3 protein-coding genes (1 of these 3 running past the window's edge) are annotated in these 16,569 nt (G+C 66.3%); all 3 read right to left on the bottom strand.

The annotated features are described in order from the left end of the window. Position 1: 1 nt before the first annotated feature. Positions 2-1,153: a macrolide transporter subunit MacA gene (macA, locus tag JOE32_RS02885; protein ID WP_209981251.1), complete on the bottom strand. Its 1,152-nt coding sequence runs from the start codon at positions 1,151-1,153 to the stop codon at positions 2-4. A gap of 373 nt (positions 1,154-1,526) precedes the next feature. Further along, on the bottom strand, positions 1,527-15,992 hold the full coding sequence (locus JOE32_RS02880; protein ID WP_209981249.1) for a non-ribosomal peptide synthetase: 14,466 nt from the start codon (positions 15,990-15,992) through the stop codon (positions 1,527-1,529). Further along, positions 15,989-16,569, bottom strand: partial view of a non-ribosomal peptide synthetase gene (locus JOE32_RS02875; RefSeq protein ID WP_209981247.1) — the end only. It continues 12,334 nt past the right edge of the window; the window shows 581 of its 12,915 coding nt (coding positions 12,335-12,915); its start codon lies off the right edge, out of view; it ends in the stop codon at positions 15,989-15,991. The genes JOE32_RS02880 and JOE32_RS02875 overlap by 4 nt, the downstream gene beginning before the upstream one ends.

Raw genomic sequence — 16,569 nt, 5'->3', positions numbered from 1 at the left:
CTCAGTTCCCCGCCACGGCAGGCGTGGCGTCGCCGATCACCACTTTGTCGCCCTCGACCAGGCCGTCGAGGATCTGCACCTTGACGTTGTTGTTGATGCCGGTCTTCACGTTGCGCGCCAGCGCCTTGCCCTTGGCATCCAGCACCCGCAGCGCATAGCTGCCATCGTTGTTGCGCGCGCCCAGCGCCGCCACCGGCACCATCAGCGCCCCCTGGGCGGTGTCGAGCACGATGCGCACCTGGGCGGTCATGGCGATGCGCAGGCGATGGTCGGGGTTGGGCACGTCGAACAGCGCGTTATAGAACACCGCCGTGTTCTGCTTGGGCGTACCGGCGCTCTGGGTCTCAAGGAAGTTCTGCGGCGCCGGCTCCGTGCCGCGCAGTTTGGCGTAGTAGCGCTTGTCGGCCTCGCCGAGAATGGTGAAATACACCTGCTGGCCGGGGCTGATATGAATCACATCCGCCTCGGACACCTGGGCCTTGACGGTCATGGTGTCCAGGTCCGCCAACTTGAGCAGCACCGGCGCCAGCTGGTTGGCGATCACCGTCTGGCCTTCCTGGGTGACGATGCCCACCACATCGCCGTCGATCGGCGCATTGATGCGGGTGTAGGTCAGGTTGACCTTGGCGGTGTCGATCTGGATATGCGCGCTCTTGATCTGCGCATCCAGCGACAGCAGGTTGGCCTGCTGCACCTGGTAGGTTGACTCGGCGTCTTCGAAGTCCTGACGGGACACTGACTCGTCGATCTGCAGGCCCTTGTAGCGCTCGTACACCGACTTGGCCTGCTTGAGCTGCGCCGCCGTGGCGCGGCGCTGGGCCTGGAGGTTTTCTTCGTCGACCTGGGCCTTGCGCAGGGTGTTCTGCAGGATCAGGGGGTCGATTTCGGCGAGCCACTGGCCCTTTTTTACCTTGTCGCCGACTTTGACCTTGAGTGATTTCAACTGGCCGGAGACCTGGGCGCCGACGTCGACTTGTTTGATGCCTTCGAGCAGGCCGGTGGCCAGGACGGCGTTTTCGATATCGCCGCGTTCGGCGGTGGCCGTCAGGTATTGGGGGGTGTCGGCGGGGGCCTGTAGGGTGTAAATGATCAGGCCGATGGCGATGGCCAACAGGGTGAATAAGCCGATTTTGCGGAATTTAGACGTTTGCATAAATGCCCATAAAAGATGATGAGGTTTTTGGGGGTATATCCGTTGCTGCGGTTACGGCTGCTTAGGGTTCCGCCCTTACGGCGGGCCACTTTGGAAAAGCCGGAATGCCGGCCCAGCCCAAAGTAACCAAAGGGCTCTTGCCCCAACACTCGGCACCTCGCCCGGGCTCGGTGTGCCCGAGATCAGAAGTAAGATCAAAGGCCAAAGCGAAAGCCAACGCAGAGCCAAGCAGATTGATACTCTCCTGAAAGATGGCGATCCAAAGGTGGGAGGGGGCTTGCTCCCGATGGCAGTGTGTCAGCTACCAATAAGCTGACTGACCCACCCTCATCGGGAGCAAGCCCCCTCCCACGTTTTGAGCGGCATACACCCGTCACGACACCACCTCCCCAACCACCAACGACTCAAGCCACCACTTGGCCAACCCAGAAACATTGGGCGCCTTGAGCAACGTGAAGTGATTCCCCCCGCCATACCAAACCTCAAAGCCATCCCCCTGGCCACGCCACCCCTCAATCATCGCCCCCTGCTCCCGCAGATTGCCCACCGCATCCAGCGCAGGATCCTGCGCCAACACCAACCTCACCACCCCGCCATACCGCCGCCCAGGCCGATACACCGTGCGCAACGCCGCCGCATACGTACGCGCCGGCCCCACCATCGCCTCCACCGCCGCCCGCGCGGGCAGCAATCCGACCGCCACCATCCCGGCATGCAACGCGAGCCGCTGCGCCACCTCATCGCGCCCGGCAAATTCCACCGGATCAATCCCCAGCGGCCGGCCGGCCGACAACTGCATCGCCTCGATCAACCGCAACAACGCCGCCGTCGACGTATACGGCCGTCCCACCACGCCATTGCCGCCCGGCGCTTCACTGTCGATCACCGTCAACGACGCCACCTCGCGCCCGGCCGCCTGCAAGCGCAGCGCCATCTCCAGCGCCACCCAGCCGCCGAACGAATGCCCGAGCAGATGCACCGGCCCGTGCGGGCATTCCTGTTCCAGCGCCGTGAGGTAACACTGCGCCGCCGCCTCGACCTGGCTGTGAGGCACCGCCTCGCCGTCCAGCCCGCGCGGCTGCAGGCCGAACAGCGGCCAGTCACGCCCGAGCGCTTCGCCCAAGCCGACGAACCCGGTGACGCTGTCGCCCGCCCCCGGTACGCAGAACACCGGCGCAAACCCCGGCCGCCCGCTTTGGATACGCAGCAGCGGCTGATGGGCCGCCTGCGTCACCGGTAACGAGGCTGCCAGGGCAGCCGACATCGCAGCCCCCAGCTCGCGGATATGCGGCGCCTTCATCATGCTCTGGTGCGTGCCAGGCACTTCGATCTGGCGCAGTTGCCCCGGCGCCAGCGCGTCGCTCCAGCCCAGCGAATCACTGCGCCGCGACAGCTCGGTGAGCCGCTCCTGCGCGCTGAACAAATGCACCGCCACCGGCAGCGGGAACAGGCTGTAATGGGCCAGCGCGTGGCCGTGGCCGACCTCGCGTTCGATGAAGCTGATCAAGTCGGCGTCTTCGGCCGCCGCCATTTGCGGGTGCAGCAAACCTTCATCGCGACAACATTGCAGCAAGCCAGCAAGGTCCAGCTGTTGAGTGTCTGCTTCCAGTTGCGCCAGTCTTGCCACTTCATCAACACCTCCTTGTACGGTCCAATGTGCAGTGCACTGCAGTAGCAGATGCCGCTTGAGCGCCTGCGGTCCTTCCCAGCGCGCCTTGCCCTGGTCGGTCATGCGCGGCACGAAGCTGTCGATCAAGCCGAGGAACGCCACCGGCTCATCCAGCCCCAGCAACTGCATCGCCACTTCATAAGCGAGCACGCCGCCAAACGACCAGCCCGCGACCCGGTAAGGTCCGTGCGGCTGAATCTCGCGGATCAGGCCGACCATGCGCGCCGCCAGGCCTTCCATGGTGTTCAGGTGCGACTCGCCCAGCGCCAGGCCCGGCAAGCCGTAGATCGGGTAGTCACCGGCCAGATGCTGGCCCAGCGCCGGGAAATACACGTCCATGCCGCTGAACTCGTGCACCAGAAACAACGGCGGCTGCGTGCCGCTGCTGCGCACGGTGATCACCGTGGTGTCGCGCACCGTCTGCGCATTGCGCTGGCGCAGCATCGATGCCACGTTCGCCACGCTGGCGTGCTCGAACAGTTCGGCCAGGCTCACCGCAAGCCCTGCGTCCTCCATCAGGCTGACCAGACGGATCGCGAGCAATGAATGCCCGCCCAGTTCGAAGAAACTGTCATCGCGCCCCACCTGCTCCAGCTTGAGTACCTCGGCCCACAGGTGCGCCAGGGTCTGCTCCAGAGCATCGCGCGGTGCTTCGAACACGGCCCCGGCCAGGGCCTGCACAGCGGGAACCGGTAAGGCCTTGCGGTCGATCTTGCCGTTGCCGGTCAGCGGCAGCCGCGCCAGTGGCAGGTAGGCCGACGGCACCATGTAGTCCGGCAGTTGCGCCTGCAGATGGGCGCGCAGGCTGTCGCTGCCGACGGGTTCGCCCGCCCAGGTGAAATAGGCCACCAACCGCTTGTCACCCGGCACGTCTTCACGGGCCAGCACCACCACGTCCTGCAGTGCGGCGTGGGTCGCCAGGCGCGCTTCGATCTCGCCCAACTCGATGCGGAAGCCGCGAATCTTCACCTGATCGTCGTTGCGCCCGATGCACTCCAGCAGCCCGTCCGCCGTCCAGCGGCCCAGATCCCCGGTGCGGTACATTAGTGACCCGACATTGAACGGGTTTTGCACGAACTGTTCGGCGCTCAATTGCGCACGGTTCAGATAGCCCAGGGCCACGCCGTCGCCGCCAATGCAGATTTCTCCGCTCACGCCCACCGGTACCGGCTGCAACTGCGCATCCAGCACATAGACCCGGGTATTGGAAATCGGCCGGCCAATCGGCACGCTGTCGGCGTCCTCGGCCAGTGCGCGCACTTCATAAGTGGTCGCGTAGGTGGTGGTTTCCGTCGGCCCGTAGCAATGCACCAGGCGCAGCGCCGGTGCCCGCGCCAACAGGCTGCGGAACGCCGCCGGGTCGGCACGCTCGCCGCCGCACAACAGAATGCGCAACCCCGCCAGCGCATCGGGTATCAACTGCACGTACTGGTTGAACAAGGCCGTGGTGACGAACAGCACCGTCGCCCCCTCCAGCGCCGCGCCAAAGGCGGCCGGGTCGAGCAAGGTGGCGTGATCGATGACCTGCACCTGCCCGCCGTTGAGCAGCGGCCCCCACACATCCATGGTGCTGGCGTCGAACGCCGGGTTGGAGGCGAACGCCACGCGGTCACCGGCGTTGAAGTCGGCGTAGCCATTGTTGATGACCAGCCGGGTGATGCCACGGTGGGGCACCAGCACGCCCTTCGGCGTACCGGTGGAGCCCGAGGTGTACATCACGTAGGCCACACTGTCCGACGCCTGCGACAGGTCGGGGTTGTGCGCCGGTTGCGGATCGAACACCTCGGTGTCGAGGTCCAGGCGCGCAACCGTGTAGTCGACGGCGATGTCGCTGCGGGTCAGCAGCCGCACCGCGCCGCTGTCCTGCACCATGAAACCCTGGCGTTCGGCGGGCGCGTTGATGTCCAGCGGCACATAGGCGGCGGCACATTTCAATACGGCCAACTGGCCGACAATCAAGTCAATGCCGCGCGGCAGCAGGATCGCCACGCTGTCGCCGGCACACACGCCCAGGCCAAGCAGGTAATGGGCCAGACGGTTGGCGCGGGTGTTCAGCTCGCCGTAGCTCAAGCGCTGCTCGCCGTGCACCACCGCCAACGCACCGGGACGCGCCTGCGCCTGGGCCTCGAACAGACGTTGCACCGTGTGCGCACGGGGGAATTCCCGGTCCGTGGCATTGAATGTCTCGATCACTTGCCGGCGCTCGACGGCTGGCAGGATCGACACCGCACTGATGGCGCTGTCGACGTTATGCTCCAATGCCTCCACCAGGTGCTCCAGCGCCGTCTGCAGGTAATCGCACAAACGCTGCGCGCCCTGCCCTGCGGCCGTCAGGCTGAAACCGTCGCCCAGGTCGTCGACGCTCATCGACAGGCCGTAGCTGGAACGTTCCTCGGCCTCGAGCAGATGAATACCCTGCCACGCCATGGCGGCCTCGGCGCTCATCGCTGCCGCCGCCCCGGCACTGTGGCGATAGTTGAACAGCACGTTGAACAACGGCGTGTTCGCCGGCACGCTGCTGCAGCGTTGGGCCAGGGCCAGCGACGCGTGCTCATGACGGAGCAGGCGCGACAGGCGCGCATGGGTGTCGCGCAGCGCACTGCGCACCGAGTGTTCACCGAGGTCGACGCGCAGCGGCAAGGTGTTGATGAACACCCCCATCGCGCGCTCGGCGCCTTCGCCACCCTGCAGGCGGCCCAGCATCACGCTGCCGAACACCACGGTGTCGCGACCGGCCACCTTGCCCATCACCTGCGCCCAGCCCAGGTGCATCAGGCTGGCGGCACTCACACCCGCGCGGCGGGCCTGGGCACGCAGGCGCTGGCTCAGCGCGCTGTCGAGCAGGCGTTGCGCTTTTTCATCCGCGCCCGGCACACAGAGCAGGGTCGGCTCGTCGACCTGACCCAGCATGTCGCAAAAGAACGCTTCGTGCTCCTGCTCGGTCATGCCCAGCCGGGTCTGCGCCACGTAGTTGCGATAAGGCACCGCCGTTCCCAGTGCTGCGCCCTCGCCGCTCAGCAACGCCTGCATATCGTGCTTGAGGATTTCCAGGGTGACGTGGTCCATCACCAGGTGGTGAAACAGCAGGGTCGCGACCACGCCTTGTGCCTGCTCGGTGTAGACCAGGCGCATCACCGGCGCCTGAGTCAGGTCCAGGCGCTGCGGCAACGGCCCGCTTTCAACGCGCAGCGCGGCGCTACGCCACACCACTTGCACCGGTTCCTCAAGGCCTTCCCAGTGGAACGACGAGCGCAGGATGTCATGGCGCTGGATCACCGCCTGCAACGCCTCGGCAAAGGCCTGCAGCCGCACAACGTTGTCGAACGCAAATTGCGCCTGCAACACATACACATCACCCTGCTGCACTGCGCGGTGGTGATAGAGAATCCCCGCTTGCAGGGGCGCCAGCGGGTAGATGTCCTGCACATTCGCTGCACCGCCGGGGATGGCCGCAACCACCCGGTCGATGGCCGGCTGGTCCAGCGTCACCAGGGTCAGCATGTCCGGGGTGATCGCGCGGCAATCGGCGGCGATGCCGTTGGCCGGCACGGCCACTTCGCGACTGCCGCCCAGGGTTGCCGCCAGCGCTGCCAGCGTCGGCTGGCTGAACAACACGTTCACATCCGCCGACAAGCCAAGGTGCCGCAGGCGCCCCATCAGGCTGACGGCCATCAGCGAATGCCCACCCAGTTCGAAGAAGTTGTCGTGACGCCCTACGCGCTCCACCTCCAGCAGCTCGGCCCACAGGCTGGCCAGGGCGATTTCGGTATCCCCCTCGGGCGCCTCATAGTCGCGCGCCATCACCGATTCGGCGCCCGGCGCCGGCAGGGCCTTGCGGTCGAGCTTGCCGTTGGGACTCAGCGGCAGCGCGTCCAGGTGCACAAACGCGGCCGGTACCATGAACGCCGGCAGGTGCTGCGCCAGATGATTGCGCAGCACATCGATGTCGCTCTGCTCGCCGGTGTAGTAAGCAATCAGGCGCTGTTCGCGGGCCAGCACCACGGCTTCGTTGACTGCCGGATGTTCGGTCAGCCGCGCCTGGATTTCCCCCAGTTCGATACGCAGGCCGTGGATCTTCACCTGGTCATCATTGCGCCCCAGGTATTCGAGGGTGCCGTCGGCCAGGTAACGACCGACATCGCCGGTGCGGTACAGGCGCCCACCGGTAAATGGATCGTCGAGGAAGCGCTCGGCGCAAAGCTCGGGCCGGTTCAGGTAACCGCGCGCCACCTGCACGCCGCCGATGTACAGCTCGCCGACCACGCCGAGGGGCACCGGCTGCATCTGCGCATCCAGCACATACATGCGGGTATTGGCGATCGGTTTGCCGATCGGTGTGTTATCCGGCATCTCGGCGCGTATGCAGCGCCATGCCGTCACATCCACCGCCGCTTCGGTGGGGCCGTACAGGTTGTACAGGCCGATCCCCGGCAGTTGCTGCTTGAAGCGTCGCACCAGGCTGCCTGGCAACGCTTCACCGCTGCACATCACCTGCCGCAGCCCCGCCGCCTGGCTGACATCGCCGTGGGCGAGGAACACATCGAGCATCGACGGCACAAAGTGCAAGGTGGTGATCGCTTCGGCTTCGATGACCTCGCACAGATAGGCCGGATCCTTGTGCCCGCCCGGACGCGCCATCACCAGGCGTGCGCCGGTAAACAGCGGCCAGAAGAATTCCCACACCGACACGTCAAAGCTGAACGGGGTTTTCTGCAGCACCGCGTCGGCGGCCGTCAGGGCATATTCGTCCTGCATCCACAGCAGACGGTTGACCACCCCACTGTGGTCGTTGATCACGCCCTTGGGCTGGCCGGTGGAGCCGGAGGTGTAGATCACATAGGCACTGGCCGCGGCCACGTTCGGGTTAGCGACCGGCAGGTGCTGCCAGCACGGCACATCCAGCTCGACCACCGGGACTTCGCCGAGCAAACCACGGGTGGCGACCTGGGCCAGCACCACCTGTGGTGCGCTGTCCTGCAGCATGTAGGCAATACGTTCCCGGGGATACGCCGGGTCCAGCGGCACGTAGGCAGCACCGGCCTTGAGCACTGCGTACAGGGCGATGACCATGTCCAGGCCGCGCTCGGCGCACACCGCCACTCGCGCATCCGGTTGCACCCCCAGCGCCAGCAGGTGATGGGCCAACTGGTTGGCCCGGGCATTGAGTTCGGCGTAGGTCAGTTGCTGGGTGCCGGCCTTGACCGCCAGCGCATGAGGCGTGCGCTCGACCTGTGCTTCGAACAGGCCGTGCACGGTCTGCTGGAGGTTGTAGTCGACGCTGGTCGCGTTGAATTCGAACAGCAACTGCTGGCGCTCGCGCGCGCTTACCAAAGGCACGTGTTCGAGCACTGCCTGGTCGTCATCGACCATCGCCTGCAGCACGCGGGTGAGGTAACCGACGTAACGCTGCGCCGTCGCCTCGTCGAACAACGCCACCGCGTATTCCAGCGTGCCGAGAATGCTGCCGCCGACTTCGCCCAGGCTCAGGGCCAGATCGAACTTGGCAAAGTGACTCTCCTCGACAATCGCTTCCAGCGTCAGGTCGCCCAGACGCAGGGCCGGCGCGCTGCTGTCCTGCCAGGTGAGCAGCGCCTGGAAGATCGGGCTGTGAGAGAGGCTGCGCGGCGGCCGCACGATTTCCACGACTTTTTCGAACGGCAGGTCCTGGTGCGACTGGGCGGCCAGGGTCACCGCCCTGACCCGCGCCAGCAGCGCCTCGGTGCTCGGCTCACCGCTGGTGTCGATGCGCACCGCCAGGGTGTTGACGAACAGGCCGATCAGCCCTTCCACTTCGCTGCGCGTGCGGTTGGCCACCGGCGAACCGATCACCAGATCCTGCTGGCCGGACAGCCGCGCCAGCAAGGAGGCCCAGGCACTCATCACGGTCATGTACAACGTCACGCCGTGACGCTGACTCAAGGCCTTGAGCCCGGCGCTCAGGTGATCGTCCAGGCGCACTTCGACGGTATTGCCGGCATAGTTCTGCTGCGCCGGGCGCGGGCGGTCGGTGGGCAGCGTCAGCAACGGCGGCGCACCGGCCAGGGCCTGCTGCCAATAAGTGCTTTGACGGTGCAGCACTTCACCGCTCAACCACAGGCGTTGCCACACGGCAAAGTCGGCGTACTGGATCGCCAGCGGCGGCAGCGGGTCGGGCTGACCGTGGCTGAACGCCTGGTACAGCGCCATCAGCTCACGGGTCAACACGCCCATGGACCAGCCATCGGAGACAATGTGGTGCAGGGTCAGCAGCAGCACATGATGATCGTCGGCCAGTATCACCAGGCGCCCACGCAGCAGCGGGCCGCGCTCCAGGTCGAACGGCGCCGAGGCCTCACCGTGGATCAACGCGTCCAGCGCCTGCTGCGGCTGCGGATGGCGACGCAGGTCCTGCACCTGCAGCGGCAGCACATCTTCCGGCGCTGCGATCAGCACCTGGGCGTCGTCACCGTGCTGGGCGAAGCGACTGCGCAGGGTTTCGTGCCGCGCGACGATGCGCGCGAGGGCACGTTGCAGCGCCTGCACATGCAACTGACCACGCAAGCGCAGGCCAATCGGAATGTTGTAGGCGGTGTTGGCGCCTTCCAGCAGCGCCAGGAACCACAGGCGCTGCTGAGCGAACGACAGCGGCACCTCGTTATCACGGTTGGCCGGGAGAATGTCCGGCAACACACTGCGCCCCGCCAGGGCCAGCACCTGAGCAACCGCCGCCAGTTCGGCATTGGCAAACAGGTCGGCCAGCAGCAGCTCGACCCCCAGGCGCTGACGCACCTGGGACACCATGCGCATGGCCAGCAGTGAGTGCCCGCCCAGCTCGAAAAAGTGATCGCGACGCCCCACCTGCGCCACCTGCAGCACCTCGGCCCAGATCTGCGCGAGCACGCTTTCAATCTCACCCTGCGGCGCCTCGTAGTCGCGGATGAACAGCGCAGCCAGGTCCGGCGCGGGCAGAGCCTTGCGGTCCAGCTTGCCGTTAGCGGTCAGCGGCAGCGCATCAAGGCGCACGTAAGCGGCCGGAACCATGTAGTCCGGCAGGTGCGCGACGAGGTGGCCGCGAATCTCGCCGGCGGTCAGGCTGCCGGCCGACGGATGCTCGGTGAAATACGCCACCAGCCGCTCGTCACACACCAGCACCACGGCTTCCTGAATGCCCGGCAGTTGGTTGAGCCGGGTCTCGATTTCGCCGAGTTCGATACGCACGCCACGAATTTTCACCTGGTCGTCGTTGCGGCCCAGGTATTCAAGGGTGCCATCGGGCAACCAGCGCGCCAGGTCGCCGGTACGGTACATGCGCCCGTGGTTGAAGGGGTCGCGCAGGAAGCGCTCGGCGGTCAGGTCCGGGCGGTTCAGGTAGCCACGCGCCACGCCGGTGCCGCCCACGTACAACTCACCGGCCACGCCCAGAGGCACCGGGCGTTGCTGTTCGTCCAGCAAATACACCTGGGCATTGGCCACCGGCTTGCCGATATGCAGCGGCCGACCGACTTCGAGCAGGCCGGAGGTGGCAACCACCGTGGCTTCGGTAGGGCCGTAGTTATTGACTAGCGCAAAGGACTGCGCATGGCTGAACTGGCGCAGGCGGTCGCCGCCGATCAGCAGGGTGCGCAGGGTCGGGTGTTCGATGTGCTGGCTGAAGGCGTATTCGGCCACCGGCGTGGGCAGAAAGCACACGTCCAAGGGTTGCGCGCACCACCAGGCCAGCAACGCGTCGATGTCTTCGGCGCCGTCGTGGGCCGGCGGCAGGTGCAAGGTAGCGCCCACGCACAGCGCCGGCCAGACTTCCCAGGCCATCGCATCAAAGCCGAAGCCGGCAACGCTGGCGGTGTGGCACCCGGCGCGCAGGTCGAATGCGCGGCAATGCCAGTCCACCAGGTTGACCACGCTGTGGTGTTCCACCATCACGCCTTTGGGCAGGCCGGTGGAGCCGGAGGTGTAGATCACGTAAGCCAGGTTCGACGGCGCGACTGCGACCGTCGGATGCGCAGGCTGATCCCAGGCACTGCCATCGAGTTCGATCACCGGCACGTCCACGGCGGGCAGGCGCTCGAGCAACGCATGTTGGGTGAGCACCGCCACCGGCGCGCAATCGCTGAGCAGGTAAGCCAGGCGCTCGGCCGGGTGCGACGGGTCGACCGGCACATAACAGGCGCCGGCCTTGAGAATCGCCAGCAGCCCGACCAGGGTGTCGAGGCCGCGCCGGGCAACGATGGCCACGCGGTCGTCGGGCTGTACGCCCAGGCCCAGCAAGTGATGAGCCAGGCCATTGGCCTGGCGGTCGAGTTCGGCGTAGGTCAGCTGCCGCTCACCCGCCTGCGCCGCAATCGCGTGGGGCGTGCGCGCCGCCTGGGCAACGAACCGGCCGTGCAGGGTCTGCTCGTCGCGAGCCGGCATCGCCGTCGCGTTGAACTCCACCAGCACCTGCTGATGCTCGTGCTCATCCAGCAGCGGCACTTGGGCCAGCACCGCCTGATCGTCCGCGACCATCGCCTGCAGCACGCGGGTGAAGTAACCGACGTAGCGGCGCACTGTCGATTCATCAAACAGCGCCACGGCGTATTGCAACGCGCCACTGATGCGGCCCTGCCCTTCGCACAGGTCCAGGGTCAGTTCGAACTTGGCAAACAGGTTCTGTTGGGCAACGTTTTCCAGGGTCAGGTCCCCCAGCGCCAGTGCCGGCGCGCTGCTGTCCTGCCACGCCAGCAAGGTCTGGAACACCGGCGTATGGGCCAGGCTGCGCACCGGCCGGGCGATCTCCACCACCTGTTCGAACGGCAGGTCCTGATGGGCCTGGGCCGCCAGGCTCTGCGCCTTGACCCGCGCCAGCAGCGCCTCGGTGCTCGGCTCGCCGGACGTGTCGATGCGCACCGCCAGGGTGTTGACGAACAGGCCGATCAGCCCCTCAACTTCACTGCGCGTGCGGTTGGCCACCGGCGAACCGATCACCAGGTCGTGCTGACCGGACAAGCGCGCCAGCAGCGCCGCCCAGGCACCCATCAACGTCATGTACAGCGTGACGCCATGGCGCTGACTCAAGGCCTTGAGCCCGGCGGTCAAGCGTTCGTCAAGGCGCACCTCGACGCTGCCGCCAGTGTAGTCCTGCTGCGCCGGACGCGCGCGGTCAGTGGGCAAGGTGAGCAAGGCCGGCGCACCGGCCAGGGCCTGCTGCCAATAATCGCTCTGACGCTGCAGCACCTCGCCGCTCAACCACAGGCGTTGCCACACGGCAAAGTCGGCGTACTGGATCGCCAGCGGCGGCAGCGGGTCGGGTTGACCGTGGCTGAACGCCTGGTACAGCGCCATCAGCTCGCGGGTGAGCACACCCATGGACCAACCATCGGAGACAATGTGGTGCAGGGTCAGCAGCAGCACATGATGATCGTCGGCCAGTACCACCAGACGCCCGCGCAGCAGCGGGCCGTGTTCCAGGTCGAACGGCGCCGAGGCGTCCTGGTGAATCAGGGCCTGCAGGGCGTGTTGCGGTTCGGCGTGATGGCGCAGGTCCTGCACGTGCAGCAGCGCACCCTCCTCCACCGGCACGGTCAGCACCAGGGTATCGTCGCCGTACTGGACAAACCGGCTGCGCAGGGTGTGATGGCGCACCACAATCCGCGCCAGCGCCTGTTGCAAGGCATCTGCCTGCAACGGCCCGCGCATGCCCAGGGCGATGGGAATGTTGTAGGCACTGTTGCCGCCGTCCATGCGCGCCAAAAACCACAGGCGCTGCTGGGCGAACGACAGCGGCACGTCGCTGTTGCCGCTGATCGGCAGAATATCCGGCAAGGTGCTGCGCCCGGCCTCGGCCAGCACCTGAGCAACCGCCGCCAGTTCGGCATTGGCAAACAGATCGGCCAGCAGCAGCTCGACGCCCAGGCGCTGGCGAATCTGCGAGACCATGCGCATCGCCAGCAACGAATGCCCGCCCAATTCAAAGAAATGATCGCGTCGGCCCACGCGTTCCACCTGCAAGACATCGGCCCAGATCTGCGCCAGCAGCGTCTCGATGTCGCCCTCGGGGGCCTCGTAGTCACGGCTGAACACGGCGGCGCTGTCCGGGGCCGGCAGGGCCTTGCGGTCGAGTTTGCCGTTGGCGGTCAGCGGCAGCGCGTCGAGTTTCATGTAGGCGACCGGCACCATGTAGTCCGGCAAATGCGCCACCAGGTGCGCTCGGAGGGTGCCGACATCCTGGGGTTCGAGTTGCGGGTTCTCGGTAAAATACGCCACCAGCCGCTCTTCACGCACCAGCACCACCGCTTCCTGAATACCCGGCAACTGGTTGATCCGGGTTTCGATTTCGCCGAGTTCGATGCGCATGCCGCGAATCTTCACCTGGTCGTCGTTGCGGCCCAGGTACTCGATATTACCGTCGGGCAACCAGCGCGCCAGGTCGCCGGTGCGGTACATGCGGCCCTGGCTGAACGGGTCCTGCAGGAAGCGTTCGGCGGTCATTTCGGGCCGGTTGAGGTAACCGCGCGCCACGCCGCTGCCGCCCACATACAATTCACCGGCCACACCCAACGGCACCGGGCGCTGTTGTGCGTCGAGCAGGTAGACCCGCGCATTGGCGATGGGTTTGCCGATGTGCAAGGCGCGGCCCGCCTCGACCTTGCCGGAGGTGGCGACCACCGTGGCTTCGGTGGGCCCGTAGTTGTTGATCACCTCGAAGGTTTGCCCACGGTTGAACGCGCGCAGGCGGTCGCCGCCGATCAGCAGGGTGCGCAGGGTCGGGTGTTCGATCTGCTGGCTGAACGCGTACTCGGCCACCGGCGTGGGCAAAAAGCACACGTCCAGAGGTTGCGCGCACCACCAGCCCAGCAACGCGTCGATGTCTTCGGCGCCGTCACTGGCCGGCGGCAGGTGCAGGGTCGCGCCCACGCACAGCGCCGGCCAGACTTCCCAGGCCATCGCGTCAAAGCCGAAACCGGCGACGCTGGCGGTGTGGCGTCCGGCGCATAGGTCGAAGGCGCGGCAATGCCAGTCCACCAGGTTGGCCACGGTGTGGTGCTCGACCATCACGCCCTTGGGCAGGCCGGTGGAGCCGGAGGTGTAGATCACATACGCAAGGTTCGACGGCACAACCGCGACCTGCGGATTGCTTGCCGAGTGATGCTGCCAGGTGTAGCGGTCCAGATTGATCACCGGCACGTCCAGCGCGGGCAGGCGCTCGAGCAACGCATGCTGAGTGAGTACCGCCACCGGTGCGCTGTCGCTGAGCAGGTAGGCCAGGCGTTCGGCCGGGTGCGAGGGGTCGACGGGCACGTAGCAGGCGCCGGACTTGAGGATCGCCAGCAAGCCGGCCAGGGTGTCCAGACCGCGGCGGGCGACGATGGCGACGCGGTCATCCGGTTTCACGCCCAGCGCCACCAGGTGATGGGCCAGCAGGTTGGCCTGCTGGTTCAACTCGGCATAGGTCAACTGGCGGCCTTGATGCACGGCGGCGATCGCATCCGGCGTCAGCGCAGCCTGGATCTCGATGCGCCCATGCAGGGTGGTGCCCTGGGGGAAATCGGCGGCGGTCGCGTTGAGTGTTTCCAGCAACAGGTGCTGCTCGGCGGCGGGCACCACCGGCAGTTGATCGAGCGCGGTGTGCGGTGCCTGTTCCAGGGCCGTCACCAGGTTTTCCAGGGCGGTTTGCAGATAGGCGCAGACGCGTTGCGGGTCAACCTGGGTGCTGGCCAGCAAGCTCAGGCCGAAGCCGTCGCCCAGGTCATCGACGCTAAGGGTCAGCGGGTAATTGGTGCGTTCCTCGGCGCGCAGTGCCGAGATGCCCTGCCAGGCCGCAACCGCTTCGGCACTCGCCGCCGGGGCACTGTGGCGATAGTTGAGCAACGCGCTGAACAATGGCGTGGGCGCGGTCACGCCGCTGCAACGCTGGGCCAGGGCCAGCGCTGCATGCTCATGGCGCATCAAGGTGGTCAGCCGCGCGTGGGTGGCCTTGACCCCGGCGCGTACCGCCTGACCGTCGACGTCGACGCGAAACGGCAGGGTATTGATGAAAATACCCAAGGCGCGGTCCGTGGCATGGCTGCCCTGCATACGCCCCATCAGCACGGTGCCGAACACCAACTGTTGCTTGCCGGCCAGTACGCCCAACACCTGGCCCCAGCCCATGTGAAACAGGCTCGCGGCGCTCACCCCCAACAACCGCGCCTGCGTGCGCAGGCGCTGGCACAACTCGGCCGCCAGCGGCAGGCTGACCTCGGCAATGCCGCGCGCATCGCCCTGCACATCCTGCAGGCCAAATGGCAGCGTCGGCTCACTGATGTCGCCAAGCATCTGCCGGAAGAAGCTTTCGTGTTCCTGCTCGCTGATGCCCAGACGGGCCTGTGCCACATAGTTGCGAAACGGCACGGCCTGGCCCAGCACCGCGCCCTGCCCCAACAGGCATGCCTGCATTTCGTGGCACACCACGTCAAGGGCGCTGTGATCCAGGGCCATGTGATGGAACAGCAAGGTAGCAACGAGGCGCTGGTTGGCCAGGTCCTCGGCGTATACCAGGCGCAGCAGCGGAGCCTGCGTCACATCCAGCCGGTAGTGACGAGCGTCGAAGCGCGCGTGCAGTTGCGCGGCGATATCGCCGTCGGCCGGGTCCAGCTCAAGGGCCTGCACCGGCAGGCGCGCCTGGCGCCACACCACCTGCGACGGCTGTTGCAGACCGTCCCACACCACGCCGGTGCGCAGAATATCGTGCCGGTCCATGACACTTTGCAGCGCCTGGGCAAACGCGTCGAAACGCTCAAGGCTGTCGAAGGCGAACTGCGACTGCATCACATAGGGGTCGCCCTGTTCGGCGCTGACGTGATGAAACAGAATGCCTTCCTGCAGCGGCGCCAGCGGGTAAATGTCCTGGATATTCGCCACGCCGCCGTCGACGCTGGCGACAATGCGCTCGATCTCTTCCTGGCTCAGGGTGGACAGGGTCAGCATGTCCGGGGTGATGCGCGTTGCGCCAGCGGGGATGCCATTGACCGGCACCTGCACCTCACCGGCCTTGGTCGCCGTGTAATCGCCGGCCTTGATCAGCTCGATCAGCGCCGGTTTGTGCTCGCGCAGCGCGGCGAGTATCGCCGGCTCGCTCAATGCCTGTTTGTTGCCTTGCACCGACAACTGTTCGCCCTTGAGGGCCAGTTGGATGTCCTTGGTTTTCAGCGTCGCCAGCAGTTGATTGAGGCTCATAGGACGATCTCCATTCGTTCGGTTATAGCGGCGTAGCCGGCCAGGGTTGGCTGTTCGAACAGCGCCCGCACATCGGCTTCCATGCCTTCCTGGCGCAAGCGCCCGATCAAGCTCACGGCGAGCAGCGAATGCCCGCCCAGTTCAAAGAAATTGTCATGCCGCCCTACCCGCTCCACCTTGAGCAGCTCGGCCCACAGCGCGGCCATCAGGGTTTCGGTGTCGCCTTCGGGCGTTGCGTACTCACGCACACTCAGCGCCTGCAGGCCGGGTTCGGGCAGCGCCTTGCGGTCAAGCTTGCCGTTGGGGCTCAGGGGCAAGGCGTCCAGGTGCACGAACAGCGCGGGCACCATGAAGTCCGGCAGGTGCTGCAGCAGGTGCGCACGCAGGCTGTCGATCTCGGCCGGTGCGCCGGTGTAATAGGCGACCAGGCGTTCGTCACGGGCCATCACCACTGCATCCTTGACCGCCGGATGCTCGATCAGGCGCGCCTGGATCTCGCCCAGCTCGATGCGCAGGCCACGGATCTTCACCTGGTCATCGTTGCGCCCCAGATACTCGATATTACCGTCGGGCAAGT

Origin of the sequence: Pseudomonas sp. PvP025 (assembly GCF_017832155.1) — a bacterium.
Lineage (GTDB): Bacteria > Pseudomonadota > Gammaproteobacteria > Pseudomonadales > Pseudomonadaceae > Aquipseudomonas.
This window is presented reverse-complemented; position numbering and strand designations above follow the sequence as displayed.

Excerpts from the sequence above, each read along its gene's own strand:
- macA (WP_209981251.1), bottom strand. The coding sequence starts at position 1,153 with ATGCAAACGTCTAAATTCCGCAAAATCGGCTTATTCACCCTGTTGGCC.
- JOE32_RS02880 (WP_209981249.1), bottom strand. The coding sequence starts at position 15,992 with ATGAGCCTCAATCAACTGCTGGCGACGCTGAAAACCAAGGACATCCAA.